This is a genomic window from Labrys monachus (genome assembly GCF_030814655.1).
GTDB lineage: Bacteria > Pseudomonadota > Alphaproteobacteria > Rhizobiales > Labraceae > Labrys > Labrys monacha.
In genome coordinates this window covers 327,536-352,688 of the sequence record NZ_JAUSVK010000001.1, presented here as the reverse complement: position 1 = coordinate 352,688, position 25,153 = coordinate 327,536, and the positions used below count along the sequence as shown (strand labels likewise).

Sequence of the window (25,153 nt, the reverse complement as noted above, 5' to 3'; positions counted from 1 at the left end):
TGCGCGATGCGTACAATTCGTTGACAGGCGCCGCCGAGATTCGGCACTCTCCGCCGGCCGGCAGCTGATTGCGAGGAGCGATGACCTTTACCCATCCTTTCATGGCCAATTCCGTCGACGCGATCAAACAGGAGATGCTGGACGCCATCGGCGCCCCCTCCGTCGAGGCGCTGTTCGAACAGATCCCGGCCGACCATCGCACCACCCGCCCCTTTGACCTGCCGCCCGCCCTGCGCTCCGAAGTGGCGCTGCGCCGGCATCTGCTCTCCCTGCTCGGCCGGAACCAGGATTGCGAAAGCAATCTGAGTTTTCTGGGCGGCGGCTGCTGGCAGCACCACGTTCCCGCCATCTGCGACGAGATCGCCGGGCGCAGCGAATTCCTGACCCCGGTCTGGGGCACGCCCTCCTCCGACCACGGCCGCAACCAGGCCTGGTTCGAGTTCACCAGCCAGCTCGGCGAGCTCCTGGAGATGGAGATCGTCAGCCTGCCGGTCTACAGCTGGGGCTGCGCCGCCGGCCACGCCATCCGCATGGCATCGCGCCTCACCGGCCGCCGGCAAGTGCTGGTGCCGCGCATCCTCTGCCCCGAACGCCTGTCCGTCATCCGCAATTACTGCCAGCCCCCGGCCATGCCGGACCATATCGACGTCGTCGAGATCGGTTTCGACGCCGCGACGGGGCTTCTCGACCTCGCCGAACTCGAGGCACGGCTGTCGGAGCGCACCGCCGCGGTCTATGTGGAGACGCCGAACTATCTCGGCCTCATCGAGACGCAGGCCGCCGCGATCGCCCGGCTCGCCCATGCGGCCGGCGCCGAATTCATCGTCGGCGTCGATCCGATCTCGCTGGGCGTGCTCGCACCGCCCGCCACCTTCGGCGCCGACATCGTGGTCGGCACCACGCAGCCTTTGGGCGTGCACATGAATTGCGGCGGCGGCACCGGCGGCTTCATCGCCAGCCGCGACGAGGAGCGCTATGCCCGCGAATACCCGGCCCTTCTCGTCTCGATCGCCGAGACGACCGTCCCCGGCGAACGCGCCTTCGGCCTCTCGCTGCTGCACCAATCCTCCTACGGCTCGCGCGAGAACGGCAAGGACTGGACCGGCAACTCGGTCTATCTGTGGGCGATCTCCAACGCCGTCTACATGTCGCTGATGGGGCCGGAGGGCTTTCGCGAGGTCGGCGAGCTCATCGTGCAGCAGGCCCATTACGCCGCCCGGGTGCTGGCGGCCGTGCCGGGCGTCGCGGTCACGTTCCGCGGCGGCTTCTTCAAGGAGTTCGTGCTGGACTTCTCCGGATCCGGGAAATCCGTGCAGGCGATCAACAAGGCGCTGCGGGCGCACGGCATTTTCGGCGGGCACGACCTGTCCGCCGCCTTCCCCGAACTCGGCCAGAGCGCGCTCTATGCCGTCACCGAAATCCATACGCGGGCCGATATCGACCGTCTGGCCGCCGCTCTCGCAGAGGTTCTGGGCTGATGAACATGCAGGCGAAGACCCCCGTGAAAGCCGAGACCGGCTTGCGGAAATACCACGCCGCGGTGTGGGACGAGCCGGTGGTGATGGAGATGGGCCGGCCCGGACGGCGGGGCGTCACCTTCCCCGCTGCGGAAGACGCCGTCGCGCAGGCGGTGGGCGCGGCGAGCGACCTCCTGCCGGCGGCGATGCGCCGGCAGACCCGGCCGGCGCTGCCGGAAATGTCGGAGCCGGACGTGCTGCGCCATTATCTCCATCTGTCGCAGCAGACTCTGGGCATGATGGGCATCAACCTCTTCGGCACCTGCACCATGAAATACAATCCCCGCCTCGGCGAGGCGCTGGCGGCCCGGCCGGAGATCGCCGAGATGCACCCGCTGCAGGACGAGGAGACGCTGCAGGGCATCCTGAAGATCGTCTACGACTTCGACCTGATGCTCCGGGAGCTCTCCGGCATGGACCGGTTCGTCTTCCAGGCCGCCGGCGGGGCGGATGCGGCCTATACCCATGCCTGCGTCACCCGGGCCTGGCTCGCCGCGCGCGGGGAGATCGGCAAGCGCGACGAGATCATCACCTCGCTGCAGGCCCATCCCTGCAATCCCGCGACGGCGGCGACGGCGGGATTCAAGGTGATCACCCTGCCGCTGGAGGAAAACGGCTACCCCTCGCTGGACGCCCTGAAGGCGGCGGTTTCCGATCGCACCGCCGCCCTGATGATCAACAACCCCGACGACATGGGCATCTACAATCCCGACATCAAGGAATGGATCCGCGTGGTGCACGAGGCCGGCGGCCTGTGCTTCTACGACCATGCCAATTTCAACGGCGTGATGAGCCGCCTGCGTGCGCGGGAACTCGGCTTCGACGCCTGCATGTTCATGCTGCACAAGACGTTCGGCGCGCCCAAGGGCGGCGGCGGCCCGGCGGTCGGCGCCTATGGCTGCAGCGAGGAACTCGCGCCCTATCTGCCCCAGCCCCTCGTCTCCTTCGACGGCGGACTCTATCGTCTCGATCACGCCGGCGAGCGGAGCATCGGCAAGGTCCGCGAGTTCCTGGGCAATCTGCCGGTGGTGCTGAAGGCCTATGCCTGGACGCGGTCGCTCGGCGCCGAGGGCCTTCGCGAGGCGGCCGATCTCTCCGTGCTCGCCAACAATTACATGGAGCACGAGCTCCTGAAGCTCAGGGGCGTGTCGCGCTCCCATCCCCATATCGATCTGTGGCGCATGGAGATGACCCGCTTCAGCCTCGGCCAGGTGTTCGAGGAGACCGGCGTCAGCGCCATGGACATCCAGAACCGCATGGTCGATTACGGCATCGACGCCTTCTGGCTGTCGCACGAGCCGTGGATCGTGCCGCAGCCCTTCACGCCGGAAGCCGGCGAGATGTGGTCGAAGGAGGATCTGGACAATTGGATCGCGGTGCTCGGCACGGTGATCGAGGAGGCCTATGCCGATCCCGATTTGGTGCGCACCGCCCCGCACAACCAGGCCGTGCACCAGATCAAGGCCGCGCCGCTGGAAGATCCCGCCCGCTGGGCGATGACCTGGCGGGCTTATCTGAGGAAGAATTCGGACCGGTGAGGCACGGGTCTCCCGTGCCCCCTATATCCAGGTCTCCAGCCTCGTGTTCATCACCAGCTCGGCCACCGAAGCCGTGTTGGGCAGGCGGAGCAGGAAGGCGACCGTCTCCGCCACCGTCTCCGGCGCCAGGCGGTTGGCCGCGGGCGTCACGCCCGGAATCGAGGCGACGAGCTCGGTGTCGACGGCGCCGGGGCACAGCGCCGTGACGCGCACGCCCTTCTCCCAGCCGGCGAATTTGGCGGCATGGGTCAGGGCCAGCACCGCATGCTTGGTCATGGCATAGGCGACGGAGACCGTGTCGCGATAGCGCTTGCCGTCGGTGGAGGCGACATTGACGATGCGGCCGTGCCCGCTCTGCTCCAGATGCGGCAGGGCCTGGCGGATCAGGCGGTAGGGCGCCTTCACATTCACCGCCCACATCTCGTCGAGCACGTCCTCATCGCCGGAGCGCAGGTCGAGCGCCCGCAGGATGCCGGCATTGTTGACGAGGACGTCGATGCGCCCGAAACGGGCGAGGGTGGCGTCCACCCAGGCCGCGGCGTGCTCGGGCCGCTGCGCATCGAAGGCCTGGACGAGGACGCGCGCCGGATCGAGATCGGCGAAGGCCTTCACCCGTCCCGGGCTGCGCACGCCGAGAGAGAGCGCATAGCCCTCGGCGTGGAGGCGCCTTGCGATGGCGAGGCCGATGCCGCGCGAGGCGCCCGACACCATCACCACGCGGCCGGCGGGCTCCAGCATGTCCGATCTCGATGGGGATCCGGCCATCTCAGAACAGCCCCTGATAGACGCCGCCGTCGTTCACGATGTTCTGCCCGGTCATGTAGCCGTTCTGGGCGCTGCACAGGAAGGCGATGAGGTCGCCGCATTCCTTGGGATCGGCGAAGCGGCCGGCCGGCGTCGATTTCAGCCTGTCGGCGACGATCGCCTCATAGGTGGTGTTGCCGCGCGCGGCATGGCCGTGGAGATTGGTCTGCAGAGCCTCGGTGTCGAAGAAGCCCGGCAGCACCGAGTTGATCACCACGTTGTGGGCGACGAGTTCGCGCACCATCGAGCCGATGGCGCCCGCCAAGGCGAGCCGGGCGGCATGGGAATGGCCGAAATTGACCTGCGGGAACTTGATGAAGCTGACGGAGATGTTCACCACCCGCCCGAATTTGCGCTCGCACATGCCCGGCACCACGGCGCGGATGAGTTCGAGGGCGGAGAAGAAATGCGCCTCCATCCAGGCATCCCAGCCCGCCCGCTCCAGGGTGCGGAAATCGTCGGGCGTCTGGCGGACGCCCGGATTGGTGACGAGGATATCGGGATCGGGACAGGCGGCGAGCACCGCGGCCCGCCCCTGCGCCGTGGTGACGTCCGCCGCGACGACGGCCACGCTCACGCCCGTCGCAGCCCGGATCTCGGCCGCCGCCGCTTCCAGCGCCGCCTCCGTGCGAGCGACCAAAGTGAGGTCGGCCCCCTCCCCGGCCAGCGCCGTGGCGGCCGCCTTGCCGAGCCCCTTGCTGCCGCCGCACACGAGGGCGTGGCGGCCCCGGATTCCCAGATCCATCATCGGTCCTCAGCTGCGGGGTGTGAAGGAGCCGGCCAGAAGGCGCGCCGGCACGCGGAAGCGGCCGACGACATCCCGCAATTGCTCGCGCTCGGTGATGATCTCGGCCGACGTTCCCGACACCAGCACCGTCGCCGGCAGAAGCTGGGCATTGTAGCGGGCGGCCGAGGATTCGGTGTAGCCGCCGGCATCGAGGAAGGCGACGAAATCGCCGCGCTTCAAGGCCGGCATGGTGCGATGGGGGCCGATCTCGTCCGAATTGCAGAGCGGGCCGACGAGATCGACCTGCTCGGTTGCCGGCGCCTCGGCATCGGCGACGGGGACCGCGTGATAGTACCAGTCGAGCACGGCCGCCCAGGACAGATGATTGGTGGACAGATCGAGGTTCACCCATTTCTTGGACGTGCCCTCCTTCACCGCGCCGACGCGGCCGACCGCGACGCCCGACGGGCCGGAGAGGGCACGGCCGGGCTCCAGGCGCAGCTTGGGCAGCGGCAGGCCGAGCCGCTCGGCCTCCTCCTTGATCGCCGCGGCGCACAGGCGGGCATAGTCTTCGGCCGTCGGCGCGCTGGCATCGTCGAGCTGGCTGTTGGGGCCGGTGCCGTACCATTTGCCGAAGGTCCAGCCGCCGCCGATATCGATGCAGGGCGGCGTCCAGCCGGTGTTGTCGCGGATATAGCCGGACCAGGTGATCATCTCGCGCGCCATCACGGCGAAGTCGGCGGCCTCGTTCGACATGCGGCTGAGATGGAAATGGGTCTCCTTGAGCCGGATGCGCGGCATCGCCAGCGCCCGCTTGACGATCTCCACCGTCTGGGCGCGGTTCATGCCCCATTTGGTCGAGTCGCTCTGCTGCTTCAGCGTGCCCGGCCCGTGCATGGCGACGCCGTGGCGCTCGCGCAGGGGATCGAGGTCGAGCTTGAGGCGGATGCCGACATCGACGTCGACGTCGAGGCGCTCGGCCACCGCCGCGATGCGGTCGAGCTCGTCCATGGCATCGATGTTGATGCACAGGCCGTTGGCCGCCGCCATCTCGATTTCTTCATCCTGCTTGTTGGAGCCGTTCAGCACCAGCGTCCGGGCATCGGTGCCCGCCAGCAGCGCCATATACATTTCCTGCGCGCCGAAGCAGTCGCCGCCCGCCCCCTCCTGGTTCATGATGTGGCGGATGGCGAGGCCGTTGTTCGACTTGTTGGCGAACAGGATCTCCACATCTGGATAATGCCGGCGGAAGGCGTCGCGGAAGGCGCGGTAGCTATAGCGCAGCTGCTTTTCCGAGATGATGTAGAGCGGCGTGCCGAATTTCTCGGCGAGCACCTGCACATCGCAGCCGTCGACGAACAGGTTGCCGTTCGGGCCGACGCCGATGAACTCGCCGAACTTCACCGTGTAATCCACCGGCGTGAGCTGGGGCGCGCTGCCCTTTGTCTTTTCCTGCATGGTCATGACCCTCTCCTCAACAATATCAGTGACGATCGGCCCGCTCAGAGCAGGCCGAGTTCCCGGAGACCCTTTTCGAGGCCGGCCCGCGCCTCGCCGCCGAGGGGACGCAACGGCGCCCGCGGCTTGCCGCCGCCGGGCAGGCCGAGCATGTCCATCGCCGCCTTGGTGGCGGGGTAGAGCGTGCGTCCGCCCGAGGTGAAGAGGTCGGTGAGCCGGCGGCCGAGAGCCTGGACGCGCTCGGCCTCGACGCGGTCGCCGCGCTTGGGCGCGAAATAGAGGTCGAGACCGCCCGGCGACCACACGTTCGGGAAGCAGTCGATGGTGCCGTCGGCGCCGAGATCGACGGCCGGCACGCCGAACACCGAGGACGGCCCGCAGAACACGCGCAGGCGATCGCGCACCGCCAGCGCCGTGCCGTAGTAATTGTTCCAGTCGCCCGAGCTCTCCTTCACCGCCACCACGCGGTCGAGGCCGGCGAGGCGGGAGACGAGCGCCGGCGTCAGCGCGTTCACCGCATTGCCGGGAATGTTGTAGAGCAGTACGGGCAGGCCGATGGCGCCGGTCACGTCGGCATAATGGGCGAAGATCTCGTCATCCGAGAGCTTGACGAAATAGGGCGGCAGGATCAGCGCCCCGTCGCAGCCGACCTTCTCGGCGTGGCGGGAGAGCGCCACGGCCTCGTCGACGGTGACGGCGCCGGTGCCGACGATCAGGGTGCCGCGCCCGCCCATCGCCTCCTTGGAGATCTCGTAGACGCGCTTGCGCTCCTCATGGCTGAGCGCCCAGAACTCGCCGGTGCAGCCGCCGGCCACCACGCCGGTGGCGCCGTCCTTCATCAGCCGGTCGATATTGGCGGCGAATGCCGCCTCGTCGATGCGGCCGTCGTCGTGGAACGGCGTGGTGATCGCCGGCATCGGCCCGGCCCAGTCGACACTCGTCCTGTCCATGAATATCAATCCTTGTGAATCGGGGAGGCGGCCGCTCAGGCCGACCAGATCTTTTCGCGGACGAGATCGTCCATCACGGCATCGGCCGCCTTGCGGGCCCCTTCCACCATCTGGGTGATCTCGTCCTCGGAGATCACGAAGGGGGGCGAGAAGGAGATCGTGTCGGCATGGGGCAGCGCGCGGGTGATCACGCCCTGGGCGAGCGCCGCCTTGACGACGCGGCCGGCGATCTTCAGCGCCGGCTCGAAGCGGGTGGCCGGCGACTTCCGGGCGACGAATTCCACCGCCCCGACCAGGCCCGTGCCCCGGATCTCGCCGACCAGCGGATGGTCGGCGAACGCCGCCTGCAGCCTGGCATGCATGAAGGCGCCGCGCGCCCCGGCCTGCTCCACCAGCCCGTCATTCTCGATGATGTCGAGATTGGCGAGCGCCGCCGCTGCGGCGAGCGGATGGGCCGAATAGGTATAGCCATGGCCGAAGGCGCCGAGCGCCCCCTGGCCGTCGACGATGGCGCGCCAGACCTTTTCGGACACCATGCAGGCCGAAAGCGGCACATAGGCCGAGGTGATGCCCTTGGCGAGGGTGACGAGGTCGGGCTGCATCGCCATGGCGGTGGTACCGAACATCGTGCCGAGCCGCCCGAAGCCGGTGATCACCTCGTCGGCGATCAGCAGCACGTCATGGCGGTCGAGCACCGCCCGGATGGCGGGATAATAGCCCTCGGGCGGCACGATCACCCCGCCCGCCCCCATCACCGGCTCCATGATGACGGCGCCGACCGTCTCCGGCCCCTCGGCGAGGATGAGGTTTTCGAGGTCACCGGCGAGCCTGGCGACGAAGTCCTCGTCCGACAGGCCGGGTTCGGCTTCCCACAGGCGGTAGGGCGCGGTGGTATGGCGCACGAAGGACAGCGGCAGGTCGAAGCCCGAATGCAGCGAGGGCATGCCGGTGAGGCTGCCGGAGACGATCGTCACGCCGTGATAGCCGCGGTTGCGCGCGATGATCTTCTTCTTGCCCGGCTTGCCGCGGGCGTTGTTGTAGTACCAGACCAGCTTGACCTGGGTGTCGTTCGCGTCCGAGCCCGACTGGCCGAAGAACACCTTCGACATCGGCACCGGCGCCATCTCGATCAGCCGTTCGGCCAGGAGGATCGGCGTATCCGTCGCCCATGACGAGAAGGAGTGGAAATAGGGCAGCGTGAGCGCCTGGTGCTGCAGGACGTCGGCGATCTCCTCGCGGCCATAGCCGACATTCACGCACCACAGCCCGGCCATGCCGTCGATGAAGCGGGCGCCGTGATTGTCCTCCAGCCAGACCCCCTCGCCCTTGACGACGACATGCGGGCCGTTGCGCTCATGGTCCGCCAGGGCCGTGAAGGGGTGGAAGAAATAGCGCTTGTCGAGCGTCTCCAGATCGGGAGTGTTGCGCAGCAGATCATGCATGAAGGCTTCTCCAGGAACGGCTCAGGCCGGAAGGCGCGAACGGCCGGCGACATCGGCCCTGTTGCGGTCGGCGTTGAGCCGCACGCCGCTGTCGCGGTCGAAGACGTGGATGCGGTCGCGCCGGAGATCGAAGGGAATGGTCTCGCCGGCCGCGATCAGGGTGTCGCCCGGCACGCGCACGGTGAAATCGACATTGCCGGCCTTGATCAGCACGATCGATTCGTGCCCGGTCGGCTCGACGAGCCGCACATGGCCGCGCGCCGCGCCCGATCCGATGACGATGTCCTCCGGCCGCACGCCGATGGTGACGCGCCGGCCGTCCGCCGGCCTCGCATCGAGATGCTCGACCGGGAGATCGAGCAGCAGCGAGCCCAGCTTCAGCACGGGATTGCCGTCGACCGCGGCGATCTCGCCGTCGGCCAGGGTCATCGACGGCGTGCCGATGAAGCCGGCGACGAAGGCGTTGGCCGGCCGGTGGTAGATCTCGGCGGGCGTCGCGAATTGCTGGAGCACGCCGCCCTGCATCACCGCGATGCGGCCCGACATCGTCATGGCCTCCAACTGGTCATGGGTGACGTAGACCATGGTCTTGCCGAGGCGGCGGTGCAGCTCGATCAGTTCCGCCCGCATATGGGCGCGCAATTTGGCGTCGAGATTGGACAAGGGCTCGTCGAGCAGGAAGACCTTGGGCTCGCGCACCAGCGCCCGCCCGAGGGCAACGCGCTGCTGCTGGCCGCCCGAGAGCTGGCGCGGCTTGCGGTCGAGCAGCGGCCCCAATTGCAGGAGATCGGCCGCCGCCTTCACCATCGCCGGGCGCTGCGCCCGGGGCACGCCCCGCTTCCTGAGGGGATAGGCGATGTTCTGCGCCACCGTCATATGCGGATAGAGCGCATAGGACTGGAACACCATGGCGATGTCGCGCTCGCCGGGAGCCAGGTTGTTGACCTCGCGGTCGCCGATCAGGATCCGCCCGCCGCTCGGCTGTTCGAGGCCGGCCAGCATGCGCAGGGTCGTGGTCTTGCCGCAGCCGGAGGGGCCGAGAAGGGACACGAATTCGCCGGAGTCGATGGTGAGATCGAGGCCGGGAATGGCCACCATCTCGCCGAAGAGCTTGCGCACCCTGTCGAATGTCACTGTAACCACGCGGGACTCCTCGGGCGCTCAGCCCTTCACGCCGCCGGCGCCGAAGCCGCGGGTGAGATAGCTCTGCAGGAAGGCGAAGATGATGATGAGCGGGATGCTCATCATCACGGAGGCCGCCATCAGCAGCGACCATTCGATGTTGAAGGAGGTGATCAGCATGTTCATCACCCCGGTGGTGAGGGGGCGCACCTCGTCCGAGTTCACCATCACCAGGGCGTAGAGATATTCGTTCCAGGACAGGATGAAGGTGAAGAGCGCCGTCGAGATGATGCCGGGCAGCGCCTGCGGCAGGATCACGTCGAAGAAGGCGCCCATGCGGCTGGCGCCGTCGACGAGAGCGGCCGATTCGAGGTCTTCCGGCACGCCGGCCATGAAGGAGCGCAGCAGCCAGAGCGCATAGGGCAAAGCGAAGGTGGTGTAGGCGATGACGAGGCTGGTCAGCGTGTTGGCGAGGCCGAGCTTCACCATCATCAGATAGAGCGGAATGATCAGCACCACCGAGGGCAGCAGATAGGTGAACAGCACCATCGCCGCCAGCGTCTCGCGGCCGCGATAGGAAAAGCGCACCAGGCTGTAGGCGCCGAGCGTGCCGATGGCGATCACCACGACGGTGGTTGCCGTCGCCAGCACCATCGAATTCATGAAATAGCGCAGGAAGGGCGTTTCCTCGAGCAGCTTGGCGTAGTGCTCGAAGGTGACGGAGCGCGGGATGATGGTGGGCGGGATCTGGAAGAGCTCGGTCTGCGGCCGCAGCGAGGTCACCACCATCCAGATCAGCGGGAAGGAGATGACGAGCACCAGCGCCCAGGTCACCAGATTGACCAGGATGCTCTTCTGCTGGCGGGAAGCCCTCACAGCGCCGCCCTCCGCGCCCGGTAGAGATAGATCAGCATGAACACCAGCATCACCAGCATCATCGCCACCGCATAGGTCGCCGCCATGCCCATCTGGTTGAGGCCGAAGGCCTGCTGGTAGACGATCAGCGGCAGCGTGCGGGTGTTGTTCACCGGGCCGCCGCCGGTCAGAAGATAGATCAGGTCGAACTCCTTGAAGTCCCAGATCGTGCGCAGCAGGATGACGATGGTGAGCACCTCGCGCAGCTGCGGCAGCGTCACGTCGAAGAAGCGCCCGAACGGGCCGGCGCCGTCGATGGTGGCGGCCTCGTAGAGCTGTTCGGGAATGGTCTGCAGCCGCGCCAGCACGGCGATGACGACGAAGGGGAAGAACTTCCACGCCCCGACGGCGATCAGGCTCTCCATGGCGTTCGGCATCTTGCCGAGCCAGTCGATGGGAACGGCGATGATGCCGGCGGCGATCAGGAGATGGCTCAGGATGCCGTAGAGGTCGTTGAACAGCCAGCGCCAGATCAGCACGGCCACCACGGTGGAGACGAAATAGGGAAACAGCACCAGGCTGCGGGCGAGCGAGCGGAACAGGATGTTCTGGTTGAGCAGCAGCGCCATGCCGACGCCCAGGACGATCTGCGCGGCCAGCGTGCCGACCGTCCAGGTCGCGGTGACGCCCAGCGCGCTCCAGAACTCGCGCGAGCCGAACACGCGGATATAGTTGTCCGCGCCGACCCAGTGGCCCTTGAGGGTGGGCGTGTAGATCGAGAACAGCGACAGATAGAGCGCCGAGACGAGCGGATAGATGATGACGGCGCACATGGTCAGCACCGTCGGCGCGATCAGCAGGACGCCGAGACGGGCGTAGCGCTTCTCCAGCGGGGATTGCGGCGCTCGCGTCGCTGATGCCATGTCCGTCTTCTCACAAAACCGGTCGACGGAGGAGCGGCGGGGGCCGCTCCTCCCGGGCGTCTCAGGCCTTCATCAGGTCGTCGAGCTTCTTGGCGATGTCGCCGACGGTCGCCTTCGGCTCCTCGCCGTTGAGGACGACGCGCTGCACGAGCTCGGCGATGACGTTGGAGGCGATGATCTCGTTCGCCTTCAGGTTCGGCTTGTGCTGGGCGGTCTCGAAGCCGAGATTGTTGCCGGCGGCGGCGGCCGAGGACATCAGGCTGACTTCGGCCTTGTATTTCTGGATGATCGGATTGGCGAGATAGGCCGGATCCTCGGCGATCGTCTTGAGCACCGGCAGGATGTGGCCGGGCGCGGCGTGCAGCTGCGGGATATAGCCGGCCGGCTCGAACAGGAAGGCGGCGAACGCCTTGGTCTCCGCCAGATTGTCGACGCCCTTGGGGATGAAGACGGAGGGGAAGTCGTTGAAGGTCCAGGCGGGAATGTCGGCCGACTTGGTGGGATAGGTCGCGCAGGTGACGAAATCGGCGATGGACGGGTTCTGCGCCGTGACGTTGGCGAGCACGCGGCCGGCATAGATGCCGGTCGCCGTGGCGCCGGAGACGAAGGCGGTGAGGCTCTCGCCCCAGCTGTAATTGGTGGCGCCGGCCGGGCAGAACTCGCGCATCGACTTGTAGAAGTCGAGGGCGTCATAGGTGGCCTGGCTGTCGATGGCCACGGCGAGGTCGGGCGTGAACACCTGGCCGCCGGCCCGGTGGATGAAGCCGATGAAGATCAGAGAGGTCATCGAATTGAGGCCGTAGGGCAGCGGCGCGCCGAAGATGCCGCCGGTCTGCATCTTCTGGCAGGCGGTGCGGAGCTCGTCCCAGGTGGCCGGGGCCTTGTCGATGCCGGCCTTCTGCATCAGGTCCTTGCGCAGCCAGAGCATGTCGGCGGCGGTGTTGCCGATCGCCGTGCCGCAATAATGGCCGTCGGACGTCTTGTAGACATTGTTGGCACCGGGGAAATATTTGTCCTCGCCGATCGCCTTGATCACGTCGTCCATCGGCTCGAGGAGCCCCTGCCCGTAATAGTTCTGGGCGGCGAAGGACGGCAGATGCGTCACGATGTTGGGCAGCTGCTTGGAGGCGAAGGCGGCGGCGAGCTGGGCCGGATAGCCTTCGTCCGAGGTCGGCTCGAAGGCGATCTTCACGCCCGGATGAGCCGCCTCGAAGGTGGCGATCTGCGACTGGTACATCTTGAGCTGGTCGGGCGAAGCCTGCGGCGACCACCAGCGCAGGGTCGCGGTGCCGGCGGCGCGCGCCCCGCTGCCGAGAGGCAGGGACACGCCGGCCGCAAGACCGGCCATGCCGAGTCCCTGCAGGACCGTACGCCGCGAAACGCCCGACAGCGAAGTTCCACCGAGCCGAATTTCAGTCGATTTCATGCTCATCCCCTCTTGGCGTGCGACGCCTGTTTCATTCGCTATGCGCACGCATGTTCGCTATTGTGACACTCGCTCCCGGAAATTGGCAAGCGGAAAACGTAAAAGTACCAAAATGCCGACCGGATCCACCGGGTGTTCCGTACGGCCGCCATAGAAGAGCGCGGGATCGCCGCGCCCGATCATGCCGGGATGAATTTGTTCATTGTGCGAACATTCGTTCGCAGATGATGACAAATGAATTTCGACGGACTAGCGTGCGCTCCGCTTCGACCATCCGGGAATTTTGTCATGCAGACGCTTCAGGACCCCTCGCTCCTTCGCCAGGCTTGCTTCATCGACGGACGCTGGGAGGCGGCAGGCGAGGGGGTCATCACCGTGACGAACCCCTCCACCGGCGCCGTCGTCGGCACCGTTCCCAAGGCGAGCCGCGAAGCGACCCGGGCGGCGATCCTCGCGGCGCAGGCCGCCCTGCCCGCCTGGTCCGCCCGCCCCGCCAAGGAGCGCGCCGCCATCCTGCGCCGCTGGTACGATCTCATCGTCGCCAATGCCGACGACCTCGCCCGCATCCTCACGGCCGAGATGGGCAAGCCCTTCCCCGAGGCCCGCGGCGAGATCCTCTACGGCGCCGCCTTCTTCGAATGGTTCGCCGAGGAGGCCAAGCGCGTCGCCGGCGAGACGTTCCCCGCCCCGGTGGCCGACAAGCGCATGATGGCGATCCGCCAGCCCATCGGGGTGTGCGCCGCGATCACGCCCTGGAACTTCCCGATGGCGATGATCCCGCGCAAGGCCGCCCCCGCCATCGCCGCCGGCTGCACCATGGTGCTGAAGCCGGCCAGCGCCACGCCGTTCTCGGCCCTCGCCCTGGCCGATCTCGCCGAGCGGGCCGGCCTTCCGGCCGGCGTGTTCAGCGTCGTGACCGGAGCCGCATCCGTGGTCGGCGAGGAACTCGTCACCAGCCCGATCGTGCGCAAGGTCACCTTCACCGGCTCGACCGAAGTCGGCCGCGAGCTGATGGCCAAGGCGGCCGGGACCATCAAGAAGGTCTCGCTCGAACTCGGCGGCAACGCGCCCCTCATCGTCTTCGACGACGCGTCGCTGGAGGTGGCGGTCCAGGGCGCGGTCGCCTCGAAATTCCGCAATGCCGGCCAGACCTGTGTCTGCGCCAACCGCATCTATGTGCAGGACGGCATCTACGACGCCTTCGTCGAGCGCTTCGCCGAAGTGGTCTCGGCCCTCAAGGTCGGCGACGGCTTCGAGGCCGGCGTCGAGCAGGGACCGCTGATCGACGAAGCCGGCGTCGCCAAGGTCGAGGACCATGTCGCCGACGCGCTGGCCAAGGGCGCGCGCATCGTCACCGGCGGCAGGCGCCATGCCCTCGGCGGCACGTTCTACGAGCCGACGGTGCTGGCCGAGGCGACGGCGCAGATGCGCATCTCGCGGGAGGAGACCTTCGGGCCGGTGGCGCCGATCTTCCGCTTTGCCGAGGAAAAGGAAGTCGTTGCCCTGGCAAACGATACGGAATTCGGGCTTGCCGCCTATTTCTTCACGCAGGATCTCAAGCGCATGTGGCGGGTGGGCGAAGCCCTCGAATTCGGTATCGTTGGCGTCAATGCCGGAATTACGGCATATGAGGGTGCGCCCTTCGGAGGCGTGAAGGCGTCGGGCATCGGTCGCGAGGGATCCCGCCACGGCATTGAAGAGTTCCTCGAGCTAAAATATCTGTGTCTGGGCGATATCAATTGAGGGGTGCCGTCGACGTGAAGGATGATATTCCCGTGCTGGACGACCCGGCGGGCGCGGTCGATTCGCCGGCCGGAGACGCCAGCGACCGGGATTACGTGAACTCGCTGGCCCGCGGCCTCGAGGTGATCAAGGTCTTCACGCGGCGCACGCCCAAGATGACGCTGAGCGAAGTGGCGCAGGCGACGGGCATGACGCGTGCCACCGTCCGCCGCTTCCTGCTGACCCTGGTGCGCGAGGGCTATGTCGACACCAACGGCAAGCATTTCAACCTGCGCCCCAAGATCCTCGAACTCGGCTTCTCCGCCCTGTCCTCGATGGATATCTGGGATGTCGCCCAGCCGATCATGAACGAGCTGTCGGAAAAGCTGCAGGAATCCTGCTTCGCCGCGGTGCTCGATCATGATTCGGTGATCTATGTCGCGCGCGCCACCTCCAACCGGCGCGTCAATGTCGGCATCAACATCGGCAGCCGCGTGCCGGCCCATTGCGTCTCGACGGGACGGGTGCTGCTGGCGGCCCTGCCTCCCGATCTCCTGCACCACTATCTCGACGAGATGACGCTCACCAAGTTCACGCCCAACACCATCACCTCCAAGGTGCAGTTGCGCGGCCTGATCGACGAGGTGCGGCTGCAGGGCTGGTCGATCGTCGACCAGGAGCTGGAAGTCGGCCTGCGCTCGCTCTCGGTGCCGGTCCGCGACGGCCAGGGCAAGATCGTCGCCGCCCTGAACGTGTGCTGCCCGAGCATGCGCATCACGCCGGAGGAGATGCGCACGCGCGTGCTGGCCGAGACGCAGGCGGCCTCGAACCAGATCACGCGGGCCCTGCAGATGTAGGCTGCGAGAATAAGGCGCCTTCTCCCGGCAGGGGGACGAGGGCCTGGACGTCGACGCAGACGGCTCAAAATCGCCTATAGGGGTTAGGCCCGCGGTCGGAGGGTCGATCACCGATCGACCTCTTCCTCTCCGGCGGACTCTGCGTTTCCAAGAAGGGCGATCGGGTGATCGCCCCTCCAAAGTCACGCCTTACCCGGCCAAGTCAGCGCATAGGCCCGTTTCGCCTGCGATCAAACTATCCGAACCGGTCCGGCGAGAACGGCGCCATGTCCTCGCCGGGGGCTCGGCCCGCCATCATCTCCGCCACCAGCCGCGCCGACAGCGGCCCCAGCGTGTAGCCGGCATCGCCGGGTATGGCGGCGAAGAGACCGGGGACGGGTCCGACGGGGCCGAGCACGCCCTTGCCGTCGACGGCGGTGTTGATGCCGGCCCAGGTCCGGATGATGCGCAGCGGCGCGATCCTCGGCACGATATGCTGGGCCAGCGTGGCATTGGCGATCAGGCTGGCGAGCTCCACCGTGGGGTGGCGCCGCTCGCCGGCCAGATGGGCCGGCCAGCCGCCGCCGATGACGATCTGGCCGGTACCGAACTGCTTGAGCGTGATCATGCGGTCGGCATGCTGGACGAGATGGCCGATCATGGCCGAGGTCGGCTCGGTGATGTTCATGTGCAGCGGCTCGGGCTCGGCCGGGATGGCGACGCCGAGCCCCGCCGCCAGGGCCTTGCTGCCCGAGGCTGCCGCCAGCACCACGCGGCCGGCCCGGATCGGCCCCCGCTTGGTCTCGACGACGAAGCCGGCGCCCTCGCGCCGGATCGGTCCCGCCGCCTCGCCCTCGATCAGCACGACGCCGCGGGCCAGGATCCACCGGCGGATGGCGGCATTGCAGAGCAGCGGATTGAGCTTGCCCTCGTCGGCGCAGAGCTCGGCGCCGACCACGCTCTCCCCGAAATAGGGCGCGATGCGGTCGAGCTCGGCCCGTCCGAGCACCTCGACTTCGAGGCCGAGCTCGCGCTCGCGCGCGGCCTTCACCCTCAGGAATTCGAGCTGGTCGAGGCTTTCGGCCACCATCAGGCCGCCGGTCATCTTGAGGTCGAAATGCGCGTCGAGCTTCTTTTCCAGCGCCTGCCAGGCCGCCACGCCCTTGGGATAGAGCGGCAGCTGGCGCTCCATGCCCGGCACGTTCTGCGGGTAGAGCCGCATGAACCGGCTCTGCATCTGCACATGCAGGCTGCCGGCATTGGCGTTCGAGCCGCCGATCCGCCCGTCGTCGATCAGCGCGACCCCCACGCCGTCCTCCGCCAGGAAGCCGGCCAGGCAGGAGCCGACGACGCCGCCGCCGATCACCAGCACCTCGATCTCGCCGACGACGGGATGGGGCGATGCCATCAGCCCGCCCCCGGACCGGCGAGATCCCCGATGGCGACAGGCTTGACCGGGATGCGGGGCGCAAAGCCGCTGAACTCGTCGCGCGGCCGGCCGAAGCGCTCGGCCAGCAGCGCATCCAGCACCGGCGCGCAATAGCGGCCCTGGCAGCGGCCCATGCCGACGCGGGTGCGCCGCTTCACCGCGCCGATGAGTTCCATCTCCTCGCCGAGCGCCTCCTCGATCTGGCCGAAGGAGACCTCCTCGCAGCGGCAGATCAGCGTATCGGCGGTCGCCAGCTTCGAGGAATAGGCGGGCGCGGCATAGAGGCTCCAGAGCGCCTTCTGGAAATCGCGATGGCGGGCGAGATCCCTCCCGGCGCGCCGCGACGCGGCCCGCGAGCCGGCCGGAGCGGCATGGCCGAGGGCCGCGGCAGCGGCCAGGCCGACGATCGTTCCCTCGGCCAGCGCCGCCCGCGCCCCGCCGAGGCCGGTGCAGTCGCCGAGCGCATAGACGCCGGCCATGTCCGTCAGCCCCCGCGCGTCGCGCCGGGTCACGAGCTGGCGGCGGACAGGATCGAAATCATGGCCGCATCCGAGGGCCCGCAGCAGTTCGTTCGAGGGTTCGAAGCCATAACCGAGGCAGACCGCATCGACCTCGTAACGCCTTTCCGCGCCGGTGCCGGCGGCGGGCGCGAGCCGCACCTGCAGGCCGGCCGGCGTCTTCTCGATGCCGGCGACCACCATGCCGTGGACCATCGCCGCGCCGCCCGAGCGCCGGGCGGCGTGGTAGCGCAGGCCGTCGCGAATCAGGCGCGGGGAGGATCTGGCCATCGCCAGGAGCGCGCCCAGGCGGGCGAGCCCCGGACGCGGCGCGGCTTCCACCACCGCCGGCACCTCGGCGCCGCCTTCGATCAGTTCGGCGGCGAGCTGGAGATTGAGCGGGCCGTTGCCAGCGATCAGCACGCGCCGGCCCGGCAGGCGGCGGGCCGTGCGCCACAGGGTCTGCGCGGCGCCGGTCGTCATCACGCCCGGCAGCGTCCAGCCCGGCACCGGCCAGCCGCGCTCATAGGCGCCGGTGGCGACGATGGCGGCCTTCGGCAGGAGGCGCAGCGGGCGGCCCGCCGCGGTCGCGGCGAATTCGTTCGGTTCGAAGGCGCCCCAGACGGTGACACCGGACCGCAATTCGACGCCGAGGCTCCGCGCCTCCTCGATCAGGGCGGCGCCCTCGCGATGCTGGCGATCCGGCGGCGGCCCCGCCTCGGCGCCCACGCTCAGCTGCTTGAAATACTGGCCGCCGGGCTGGCTGCGTTCGTCGACGACCAGCACCTGCGCCCCGGCCCGGCGGGCGGCGATCGCCGCCGACAGCCCGCCCGGCCCGGCCCCGATGACGAGGATCTCGGGCATCTGCACCTCGACGTCGCCGATCGTCGCCGGCGGCTGTCCCTGCATCGCCGGGGCGAGCGGCCGGGCGTGGGCCTCGCGCCGCACCGAGAGCGGCCGGTCGACCCTGGTCATGCAGGCGCGCTGGTTGGGCTTGCCGTCGACCTCGACGAGGCAGTCCTGGCACACGCCCATGCCGCAGAAGAGGCCGCGCTCGGCCTCGCATCGCGTGGTGCGGAAGGCATCGATGCCGTGGGCCGTCAGCGCCGCGGCGAGGCTCTCGCCCTCGCGCGCCTCGACGGGCTCGCCTTCGAAGGTGATGGTGATGGTGCCGCTCATGCGTCCGCCTCCGTCTTGCGGTGGCGGACGAGGCTCATCAGCCGGCGGTCCCGCCAGGCGACGCGCTCGGCCCATTGCTCCAGCGGCAGCACGGCCCGCCGCTCGCCCGCGACCTTCTCGACGAGGTCCGGCGTCCACGGATCGTGCTGGCCGCGCTCGGCGCCCATGCGGGCATAGGCCGGCCCCATCTTCACGGCGTGGGAGGCGATGCCGCCGGAGGTGTTGAGATCCACCGTCTCGAACGGCCCGATCACCGACCAGCGCAGGCCGAGCCCGTCGCGCACGATGCGGTCGACATCCTCCACCGAAACGACGCCGTCGCGGACCAGGCAATAGGCCTCGCGCAGCAGGGCGCCCTGCAGGCGGTTGAACACGAAGCCCTCGACCTCCTTGCGGATGAGCACCGGCGTCAGCCCCGCCCCGGCGAGGAGTTCCTGCGTGAAGGCAATGCTGGCCTCGGCGGTGAAGGGGGCCGGCACCACTTCCGCCACCGGGATGAGGAAGGGCGGATTGCCCGGATGCACCACCAGCATGCGCTCGCGGCCCGGCAGGCCGGCGGCGAAGGCCGAGGCGGTGATCGCCGAGGAGGCGCTCGCCAGCACGGCGTCCTCGGGCGCCAGGCGCACGAGTTCGGCGAAGAGCGCCGTCTTGAGATCGAGCCGTTCGGGCGCGCATTCCTGGACATAGGCGGCGCCCGCCACCGCGCGAGCGTGGCTGTCCGCCAGCTCGACCCGGCCGATGACGGCCTCGATCGGCTCGTCGACCAGCCCATAGCGATCGAGATCGCCGAGGCGTGCGGCCAGGATGCCGCCGATCGCGGCGCGCCGGCCCGCATCCGGCTCGCTCAGCCTGACCTCGTGCCCTGCCCTGGCGAAGACGATGGCGAAGGCGACGCCGATGCTGCCGCCCCCGATGATCGCGATCGCCCTGCGGGGCCTGGCGGGATCGGGCGGGGCTGGATTCATGGCTGCTACCGTGGGACTTCTGGATATGGCAATCGCCTCTGGCAGCGATTGCGTTCGCATTGCGAACTCTTGTACACAGATTTACAACACCCGAGACAATGCGCAAGCGCATTCGGATCGTCAGGCTCCTACCGCGCGGGGAATGCCATGCCCACCCTTCTCGACGGCCGCGTCGCCCTCATCACCGGCGGAAGCAGGGGCCTCGGCCTCGCCATCGCCGAACGCTTCGCCGCCGAGGGCGCGGTCGGCCATGTGCTCGACCTTCCCCAGGCCAGCGCCGGCGCCGCGCTGCCGGCCGGCTTCAGCGCCCTCGACACCGATGTCGGCGAGGAGGCCACGATCGAAGCCGCGATACAGGCGGCCCTGCGCCGCCACGGCCGTATCGACGTCGTCGTCGCCAATGCCGGGCTGGTACCGCCCTGGCGCGAGAGCGAGGGCCTCGACATGACCGAATGGGACAGGGTGATGGCGGTGAATGTGCGCGGCGTCGCCGCCACCATCAAGCACGCCACGCCCGCGATGAAGGAGAAGGGCGGCGCGATCGTGGTGATGGCCTCGATCAATGCCTTCCTCGCCCATCCCCGCCAGATGCTCTACACCGCCTCCAAACATGCGGCGCTCGGCATCATCAGGGCGGCAGCGCAGGATCTCGGCCGCTACCGCATCCGCGTCAACGGCATCGCCCCCGGCCCGATCGCCACCGACGCCCTGCTCCAGCGCATCCGCGCCCGCGCCGCCGCCGGCGGCCCGTCCGAACCGGAGGCGCTGGCCAGGCTCGGCGCCGACAACGCGCTTGCGCGCCTGGCCACGGCCGACGAAGTCGCCAAGGCCGCGCTCTTCCTCGCCAGCGATCTCGCCAGCGGCATCACCGGCGAGCTTCTTCCCGTCGATGCGGGCCTGGCCTGAGCCATAGGAGTGACCATGCCCAGCCTCGACGGCAGAACCATCCTCGTCACCGGCGCCTCGAAAGGCATCGGCGCCGCCATCGCCCGCGTCTGCGGGGAAGAGGGCGCCTTCGTGATCGCCCATTACGGCTCGGACCGGGCCGGCGCCGAGGCGGCGCTTGCCGGCCTGCCGGCGGAGCGCAAGCATTTCGTCCAGGCCGATCTGCACGATCTCGCCGCCGCCGAGCGGCTCTGGGACGAAGCGCAGGCCTGGCGCGGCCGGATCGACGTCTTCGTCAACAATGCCGCCATCCTGCTGTGGAACGGCGGCGTCGACGAGAGCGACGAGACCTGGGACGCGGTGTGGGCGGAGACGCTGCAGGTCAACGTGCTGGCGCCGGCCCGCCTGGTCCGGCGCGCCGTCAAGCATTACCGCGACCATGGCGGCGGCATTCTCGTCACCATCTCCAGCTGGGGCGCCCAGCGCGGCGTCACCAACCCGGCCACGATGGCCTATGCCGCCTCCAAGGCGGCGGTGAAGGCGATGGCGCAGACGGTCGCCCGCGCCCATGCCCGCGACAACATCCTCACCTACATCATCGCCCCCGGCGTGGTGGCGACGCAGATGTCCGAAAGCTTCGCGGCCACGCAGGGCGGCACCGAAAAGATCTTCGCGGGCCTGGCCATGGGCGAATGGGTGCCGCCGGAGGATATCGGCCATCTCGTGGCGTTCCTGGCCAGCGGCCGGTCGCGGCATCTGTCGGGCGCCACGCTCGACGTCAACGGCGCCACCTATATCCGCTGACAGCCGCCGGCCCCACAGGGAACGGCGAGATCGGTGGGGCGATCCCCCGATCGTCCGTCCCGCAAACGCCCTAGCCTGCCGAAAAGCGGTCGATCGGCGATCGGCCCGCCATCCGCCCTCCCGCCAAATGCCGGCTTTCCCCGCCATGCGGCAAGTCGCGCGCCGTTCTTATTTCGCACAAATGTTCGCAGGACGTACATTTTCAATTGACCGGGAAGCCGTTGATTGCCAGCATGTCGCCGCAGGCTGGAGACTGAAGCCGATAGGCCGCCCCGCTCTGGCAGAGGGTAACATCACGCGCCGGCACGCCCGGCCGAGGAGGACGATTTCATGCTGCGCCAACTTCTCTCATTCGCCGCCGCGGCGCTCATCGGCGCCACACTGGTGTCCGAGCCCGCGGCAGCCAGGACGCTCGACCAGATCATCCAGGCCGGGACCATCCGCGTCGGCATCAATCCGAATTTCCCGCCGATGAGCTCCTACGGCAAGACCAACGAGCTCGAGGGCTTCGACATCGACGTCGGCAACAAGATCGCCGCGGCGCTTGGCGTGAAGGCCGAGTTCGTGCCGACCGAAACGGCCCAGCGCGTGCCCTATCTGGTCGCCGACCAGATCGACATCTCGCTCGGCGCCCTCACCCGCTCGGCCGAGCGGGCCAAGCTGATCGACTTCACCGTGCCGCTCCATACCGAATCCATGGCGGTGCTCACCACCGACAAGAACACCACTCAGAAATGGACGGACTTCAATTCCGACAAGTACACGCTGGTCAACATGCGCGGGAACTGGTCGGTCGACTTCCTCAAGGACAAGCTGCCCAACGCCAAGGTGCTGCTGGTCGAGAACAATGCCGACACCGTACGCGCCGTCGCGCAGGGCCGCGGCGACGCCATCATCGAGAATATCGACTTCTTCCTGTCCTTCACCAAGAGCTATCCGGACGTGAAGTGGCGCACCCTCAACGACACCATCTTCACCAATTACGATTCGATCGGCGTCTCCAAGGGCAATGACGGGCTGCGCAACTTCCTGAACGTGCTGCTCTACGACCTGCATTCGAGCGAATACGTCAACGACACCTGGAAGAAATGGTATGGCCAGCCGATGCTGAAGCCGGTCGTGCCGACCCCCTACTTCTGAACCGCGCCCTCCCGGCTCCCTCCCTTGCAGCGATCGGGAGCCGGGAGGGATGGCGCTGCCGCCCCTCTTGCGGCAGCATGGTCTTGCCCCTGCCCGGGCGGATGGCATGGAGGCCGCAACCGTTGCACTACACGTTCCAATTCAGCGTCGTCGTCGCCAAGCTGCCTTACCTCCTGGACGGCGCCGTCCTGACGCTTGAAATCGCGTTCCTGTCCTTCTGGCTCGGCGCCTGCATCGGCCTGCTCGGCGCGCTCGGCAAAAGCTACGGCGCCCGGCCGATCCGCGGGCTGATCAATGCCTATGTGATCTTCTTCACCAACACGCCCGCGCTCGTGCAGATCTTCTTCCTGTACTACGCGCTCCCCGATGCGGGCATCCTGCTGTCGCCGATGACGGCGGTGGTGATCGGCATGACCTTGAATTCGGGCGCCTATCTCACCGACATCCTGCGCGGCGGCATCGTTTCGGTGCGGCGCGAGGAGATCGAGACGGCGCAGGTGCTCGGCATGTCCGGTCCGCAGATGGTGCGCTACGTCATCCTGCCGCACATCGCCAAGACCATCTATGCGCCGCTCAGCAATTTCTTCATCTGGCTGGTGCTGGGAAGCTCGATGGCGGCGGTGTTCGGCGTGGAGGAACTCACCGGGCGCGCCATCAACATCTCGACGCAGAACCTGCGCACCATCGAGACCTATTCGGTGATCGCGGTCATCTATATCGGCCTGACCTTCATCGCCTCGATCACGCTGGCCCTGGTCGGGCGCTGGGCCTTCCGCGTCAAAGCGAGGATCTTCTGATGTGGAATCGCATCGTCGCGGACGCCCCCAATTTCTTCACCTATTACAACGCCATCTTCATCCTGCAGGCCATGGGCCGCACGCTGGGGCTGACGATCATCGGCTGCGTGTCCGGCTTCGTCTTCGGCTTCATCGTCGCCGCGATCCGCTCCACGACGGCCCGCAGCCTCCTGCCCCTGCGCGCCGTGGCTCTCCTCTATGTCGAGATCTTCCGGCGCATCCCCTTCCTCGTCATCCTGTTCCTCGTCATGTTCGGGGTGCAGGCGATCAGCCGCGACATGCCGCTCTTCGCCATCGCGGTGGTCTCGATCTGCCTGCTCTCCACCGCCTTCATGTCGGAGATCATCCGCGCCGGCATGGCATCGGTGCCCAAGCCGCAGCGCGAGGCGGCGGAGGCGATGAATTTCGGCTATGCGCGCACGCTGTTCCTCATCATCCTGCCGCAGGCCTGGAAGGTGATCCTGCCGCCGGGCTTCGCCTATATGGTGATGTTCATCAAGGACACGGCGCTCGCCTCGCAGATGGGCGTGATGGAGCTGGCCTTCGCGGGCAAGAACTATGTCGGCCGCGGGTTCTCGCCCGCCCTCGTCTACACCATCATCCTCGTCTGCTATTTCGTGATGTCCTACCCGCTGAGCCGCCTCGGCACCTATCTGGAGAACCGCCTTGCCACTTCTCGAAGCAGAGAATCTATGCAGCGCGTATGGGCAGGTCCCGGTCCTGTCCAACGTGAACCTGTCGGTGAACAAGGGTGAGGTCATCAGCCTGATCGGCCCGTCCGGCTCGGGCAAGAGCACCTTCCTGCGGGTGCTGATGGGCCTGCTGCCGCCGACAGCCGGCCAGGTGCGCATCGACGGCGGCCGGATCGACTATGCCTCGCGCGCCCAGTTGCGCTCGATGCGCGACCGCATGGCCATCGTGTTCCAGCAGTACAACCTGTTCCAGAACATGGACGTGATGCGCAACGTCACCATCGCGCCGATCAAGATCAAGAAGCGCCCCAAGGCCGACGTGATGCGGGAAGCGACGACGCTTCTCGCCAAGGTCGGCCTCGGCGAAAAGCACCATGCCTATCCGGACCAGCTCTCCGGCGGCCAGCAGCAGCGCGTCGCCATCGCCCGCGCGCTGGCGCTGAAGCCGGAGATCCTGCTGCTCGACGAGGTGACCGCCGCGCTCGATCCCGAACTCGTCACCGAGGTGCTCGACACCATCCGCTCCCTGGCGGACGAAGGCATCACCATGCTGATCGTCTCGCATGAAATGGCGTTCGTGAAGGAGGTCTCGACACGGGTGGTGATGATGGACAAGGGCCGGATCGTCGAGACCGGCTCGCCCCGCGATATCTTCGAGACCCCCAGGGAAGCGCGGACGCAGGAATTCGTCAGCAAGATCCTGCGGCATTAGAGCCCGGTAGCGCCGGCCATCGCCCGGGATCTCGAACATGCCGGTCTCGACGCACGGGCGCCGGAGGCCTCTCCTCCGGCCCCCAATCTGTCACGGCGAAGCCGGGCCGCCCTCTCACTCCAAAACGGGGCGTTGCGAGGCAGGCTGCGCAAAAACGCAGACTGTCGATACGCTTCAGAGGTTACAGCATGATATCGGCAATCCCAGCTGCTCCACCTAAAAAGCAGTATGAGTAATCTCCAAATACAATTTTCCAAGAGTTTAATTCGGATCTTTTACAGATGGCGCAAAGGTCGTAATTTTGGAAATCTGTCCGTTGCGATCAACGGCAATCTGGTCAAGTCCACGGGCAAACTCCTTACCATCTGCCTGGATGATAACCCAAGTTAATACAGCCACATTGTGATGCGAGGAGACGTCGCCTATTTCGAAATGACCGCCCGGGAATCTCTCATGAAACGTGGCCATATCTTCAATGACTTGCGATCGACCGGTGCACAAATCATATCTAGCGGTTTGATATTCAATGTTCTCGCTTAAAACATCGGTGGCGATTTTCAAACGTTCCTCGATCGAGGTTGTATTCCATGCGCCTAGGTATTTTTCATACAGCTTCCAGGACTCGTGATTGGTCATAACTGATCCTTCGCTTTTCACCGGATCCGGAGCAGCTTGCGCAGAAACCGGGATCAATAAACTCATTGAGATAGTTGCGTTACGCAAGATTGTGCTC

At 67.4% G+C, this 25,153-nt stretch carries 23 protein-coding genes; 10 read left to right on the top strand and 13 right to left on the bottom strand.

What is annotated here, in order from left to right:
- The first annotated feature begins 80 nt into the window (after positions 1-80).
- Together gcvPA and gcvPB are read left to right on the top strand one after the other, a co-directional pair.
- A complete protein-coding gene (gcvPA, locus tag J3R73_RS01620; RefSeq protein WP_307421750.1) occupies positions 81-1,478 on the top strand; it encodes an aminomethyl-transferring glycine dehydrogenase subunit GcvPA in 1,398 nt (465 codons plus the stop codon).
- Between the two features lie 23 nt (positions 1,479-1,501).
- On the top strand, positions 1,502-3,055 hold the full coding sequence (gene gcvPB / locus J3R73_RS01615; protein ID WP_307421748.1) for an aminomethyl-transferring glycine dehydrogenase subunit GcvPB: 1,554 nt from the start codon (positions 1,502-1,504) through the stop codon (positions 3,053-3,055).
- Positions 3,056-3,076: 21 nt separating this feature from the next.
- On the opposite strand, the gene J3R73_RS01610 is transcribed toward gcvPB, so the two are convergent.
- The 9 genes from J3R73_RS01610 to J3R73_RS01570 form a co-directional block, all read right to left on the bottom strand.
- Complete coding sequence (locus J3R73_RS01610; RefSeq protein ID WP_307421747.1) at positions 3,077-3,793, bottom strand: SDR family oxidoreductase; 717 nt, start codon at positions 3,791-3,793, stop codon at positions 3,077-3,079.
- Positions 3,794-3,821: 28 nt separating this feature from the next.
- Positions 3,822-4,607, bottom strand: a complete 786-nt coding sequence (locus tag J3R73_RS01605; protein WP_307421746.1) for an SDR family oxidoreductase — start codon at positions 4,605-4,607, stop codon at positions 3,822-3,824.
- 6 nt (positions 4,608-4,613) lie between these two features.
- Complete coding sequence (locus J3R73_RS01600; protein ID WP_307421745.1) at positions 4,614-6,050, bottom strand: diaminopimelate decarboxylase family protein; 1,437 nt, start codon at positions 6,048-6,050, stop codon at positions 4,614-4,616.
- A 38-nt stretch (positions 6,051-6,088) separates the two neighbouring features.
- Complete coding sequence (locus J3R73_RS01595) at positions 6,089-6,994, bottom strand: dihydrodipicolinate synthase family protein (protein ID WP_307421744.1); 906 nt, start codon at positions 6,992-6,994, stop codon at positions 6,089-6,091.
- A 35-nt stretch (positions 6,995-7,029) separates the two neighbouring features.
- On the bottom strand, positions 7,030-8,436 hold the full coding sequence (locus tag J3R73_RS01590) for an aminotransferase (protein WP_307421743.1): 1,407 nt from the start codon (positions 8,434-8,436) through the stop codon (positions 7,030-7,032).
- A 21-nt stretch (positions 8,437-8,457) separates the two neighbouring features.
- Positions 8,458-9,579, bottom strand: a complete 1,122-nt coding sequence (locus J3R73_RS01585) for an ABC transporter ATP-binding protein (RefSeq protein ID WP_307421741.1) — start codon at positions 9,577-9,579, stop codon at positions 8,458-8,460.
- An 18-nt stretch (positions 9,580-9,597) separates the two neighbouring features.
- Positions 9,598-10,434: a carbohydrate ABC transporter permease gene (locus J3R73_RS01580; protein WP_307421738.1), complete on the bottom strand. Its 837-nt coding sequence runs from the start codon at positions 10,432-10,434 to the stop codon at positions 9,598-9,600.
- Positions 10,431-11,336 (bottom strand): carbohydrate ABC transporter permease, encoded by a 906-nt coding sequence (locus J3R73_RS01575; RefSeq protein ID WP_307421735.1) that lies wholly within the window; start codon positions 11,334-11,336, stop codon positions 10,431-10,433. The genes J3R73_RS01580 and J3R73_RS01575 overlap by 4 nt, the downstream gene beginning before the upstream one ends.
- Before the next feature lie 61 nt (positions 11,337-11,397).
- A complete protein-coding gene (locus tag J3R73_RS01570; protein ID WP_307421732.1) occupies positions 11,398-12,762 on the bottom strand; it encodes an ABC transporter substrate-binding protein in 1,365 nt (454 codons plus the stop codon).
- Between the two features lie 288 nt (positions 12,763-13,050).
- Here J3R73_RS01570 and J3R73_RS01565 point away from each other — a divergent pair, with 288 nt between their 5' ends.
- Together J3R73_RS01565 and J3R73_RS01560 are read left to right on the top strand one after the other, a co-directional pair.
- Positions 13,051-14,505 carry an NAD-dependent succinate-semialdehyde dehydrogenase gene (locus J3R73_RS01565; RefSeq protein WP_307421731.1) on the top strand — a complete coding sequence of 485 codons (1,455 nt, stop codon included), beginning with the start codon at positions 13,051-13,053 and terminating at the stop codon, positions 14,503-14,505.
- Between the two features lie 14 nt (positions 14,506-14,519).
- Positions 14,520-15,341, top strand: a complete 822-nt coding sequence (locus J3R73_RS01560; protein WP_307421730.1) for an IclR family transcriptional regulator domain-containing protein — start codon at positions 14,520-14,522, stop codon at positions 15,339-15,341.
- A 235-nt stretch (positions 15,342-15,576) separates the two neighbouring features.
- Here J3R73_RS01560 and J3R73_RS01555 read toward each other — a convergent pair whose 3' ends face one another.
- Genes J3R73_RS01555 through J3R73_RS01545 form a run of 3 tightly spaced genes read right to left on the bottom strand, consistent with a single transcriptional unit; the run spans position 15,577 to position 19,390 of the window.
- On the bottom strand, positions 15,577-16,728 hold the full coding sequence (locus tag J3R73_RS01555) for an NAD(P)/FAD-dependent oxidoreductase (RefSeq protein WP_307421728.1): 1,152 nt from the start codon (positions 16,726-16,728) through the stop codon (positions 15,577-15,579).
- A complete protein-coding gene (locus J3R73_RS01550; RefSeq protein WP_307421726.1) occupies positions 16,728-18,425 on the bottom strand; it encodes a 2Fe-2S iron-sulfur cluster-binding protein in 1,698 nt (565 codons plus the stop codon). The genes J3R73_RS01555 and J3R73_RS01550 overlap by 1 nt, the downstream gene beginning before the upstream one ends.
- Positions 18,422-19,390 (bottom strand): 3-hydroxyacyl-CoA dehydrogenase, encoded by a 969-nt coding sequence (locus J3R73_RS01545; protein WP_307421724.1) that lies wholly within the window; start codon positions 19,388-19,390, stop codon positions 18,422-18,424. Before J3R73_RS01545 ends, J3R73_RS01550 begins: the two co-directional genes overlap by 4 nt.
- A 147-nt stretch (positions 19,391-19,537) precedes the next feature.
- Between J3R73_RS01545 and J3R73_RS01540 the strand changes: the two genes are divergently transcribed.
- The 6 genes from J3R73_RS01540 (at position 19,538) to J3R73_RS01515 (ending at position 24,420) form a co-directional block, all read left to right on the top strand.
- A complete protein-coding gene (locus tag J3R73_RS01540) occupies positions 19,538-20,296 on the top strand; it encodes an SDR family NAD(P)-dependent oxidoreductase (RefSeq protein WP_307421721.1) in 759 nt (252 codons plus the stop codon).
- Between the two features lie 15 nt (positions 20,297-20,311).
- Positions 20,312-21,079 carry an SDR family NAD(P)-dependent oxidoreductase gene (locus J3R73_RS01535; RefSeq protein WP_307421720.1) on the top strand — a complete coding sequence of 256 codons (768 nt, stop codon included), beginning with the start codon at positions 20,312-20,314 and terminating at the stop codon, positions 21,077-21,079.
- 330 nt (positions 21,080-21,409) lie between these two features.
- Complete coding sequence (locus J3R73_RS01530; RefSeq protein ID WP_307421719.1) at positions 21,410-22,219, top strand: transporter substrate-binding domain-containing protein; 810 nt, start codon at positions 21,410-21,412, stop codon at positions 22,217-22,219.
- Positions 22,220-22,341: 122 nt separating this feature from the next.
- Entirely contained in the window at positions 22,342-23,016 is a 675-nt protein-coding gene (locus J3R73_RS01525; RefSeq protein WP_307421718.1) for an amino acid ABC transporter permease, read from the top strand.
- On the top strand, positions 23,016-23,771 hold the full coding sequence (locus J3R73_RS01520) for an amino acid ABC transporter permease (protein WP_307421716.1): 756 nt from the start codon (positions 23,016-23,018) through the stop codon (positions 23,769-23,771). The genes J3R73_RS01525 and J3R73_RS01520 overlap by 1 nt, the downstream gene beginning before the upstream one ends.
- Positions 23,683-24,420, top strand: coding sequence for an amino acid ABC transporter ATP-binding protein (locus J3R73_RS01515; RefSeq protein WP_442358284.1), 738 nt, complete (start codon positions 23,683-23,685; stop codon positions 24,418-24,420). Before J3R73_RS01520 ends, J3R73_RS01515 begins: the two co-directional genes overlap by 89 nt.
- Positions 24,421-24,681: 261 nt before the next feature.
- Here J3R73_RS01515 and J3R73_RS01510 read toward each other — a convergent pair whose 3' ends face one another.
- Positions 24,682-25,143 (bottom strand): nuclear transport factor 2 family protein, encoded by a 462-nt coding sequence (locus J3R73_RS01510; RefSeq protein ID WP_307421713.1) that lies wholly within the window; start codon positions 25,141-25,143, stop codon positions 24,682-24,684.
- Positions 25,144-25,153: the final 10 nt, after the last annotated feature.

Bases quoted from the DNA above. Each gene is read 5' to 3' on its own strand.
- J3R73_RS01520 (WP_307421716.1), top strand. From the start codon at position 23,016: ATGTGGAATCGCATCGTCGCGGACGCCCCCAATTTCTTCACCTATTAC.
- J3R73_RS01570 (WP_307421732.1), bottom strand. From the start codon at position 12,762: ATGAAATCGACTGAAATTCGGCTCGGTGGAACTTCGCTGTCGGGCGTT.
- J3R73_RS01610 (WP_307421747.1), bottom strand. From the start codon at position 3,793: ATGCTGGAGCCCGCCGGCCGCGTGGTGATGGTGTCGGGCGCCTCGCGC.
- J3R73_RS01605 (WP_307421746.1), bottom strand. From the start codon at position 4,607: ATGATGGATCTGGGAATCCGGGGCCGCCACGCCCTCGTGTGCGGCGGC.
- J3R73_RS01575 (WP_307421735.1), bottom strand. From the start codon at position 11,336: ATGGCATCAGCGACGCGAGCGCCGCAATCCCCGCTGGAGAAGCGCTAC.
- J3R73_RS01540 (WP_307421721.1), top strand. From the start codon at position 19,538: ATGCCCACCCTTCTCGACGGCCGCGTCGCCCTCATCACCGGCGGAAGC.
- J3R73_RS01550 (WP_307421726.1), bottom strand. From the start codon at position 18,425: ATGAGCGGCACCATCACCATCACCTTCGAAGGCGAGCCCGTCGAGGCG.
- J3R73_RS01595 (WP_307421744.1), bottom strand. From the start codon at position 6,994: ATGGACAGGACGAGTGTCGACTGGGCCGGGCCGATGCCGGCGATCACC.
- J3R73_RS01545 (WP_307421724.1), bottom strand. From the start codon at position 19,390: ATGAATCCAGCCCCGCCCGATCCCGCCAGGCCCCGCAGGGCGATCGCG.
- J3R73_RS01590 (WP_307421743.1), bottom strand. From the start codon at position 8,436: ATGCATGATCTGCTGCGCAACACTCCCGATCTGGAGACGCTCGACAAG.
- J3R73_RS01600 (WP_307421745.1), bottom strand. From the start codon at position 6,050: ATGACCATGCAGGAAAAGACAAAGGGCAGCGCGCCCCAGCTCACGCCG.
- J3R73_RS01530 (WP_307421719.1), top strand. From the start codon at position 21,410: ATGCTGCGCCAACTTCTCTCATTCGCCGCCGCGGCGCTCATCGGCGCC.
- J3R73_RS01565 (WP_307421731.1), top strand. From the start codon at position 13,051: ATGCAGACGCTTCAGGACCCCTCGCTCCTTCGCCAGGCTTGCTTCATC.
- J3R73_RS01555 (WP_307421728.1), bottom strand. From the start codon at position 16,728: ATGGCATCGCCCCATCCCGTCGTCGGCGAGATCGAGGTGCTGGTGATC.
- J3R73_RS01535 (WP_307421720.1), top strand. From the start codon at position 20,312: ATGCCCAGCCTCGACGGCAGAACCATCCTCGTCACCGGCGCCTCGAAA.
- gcvPA (WP_307421750.1), top strand. From the start codon at position 81: ATGACCTTTACCCATCCTTTCATGGCCAATTCCGTCGACGCGATCAAA.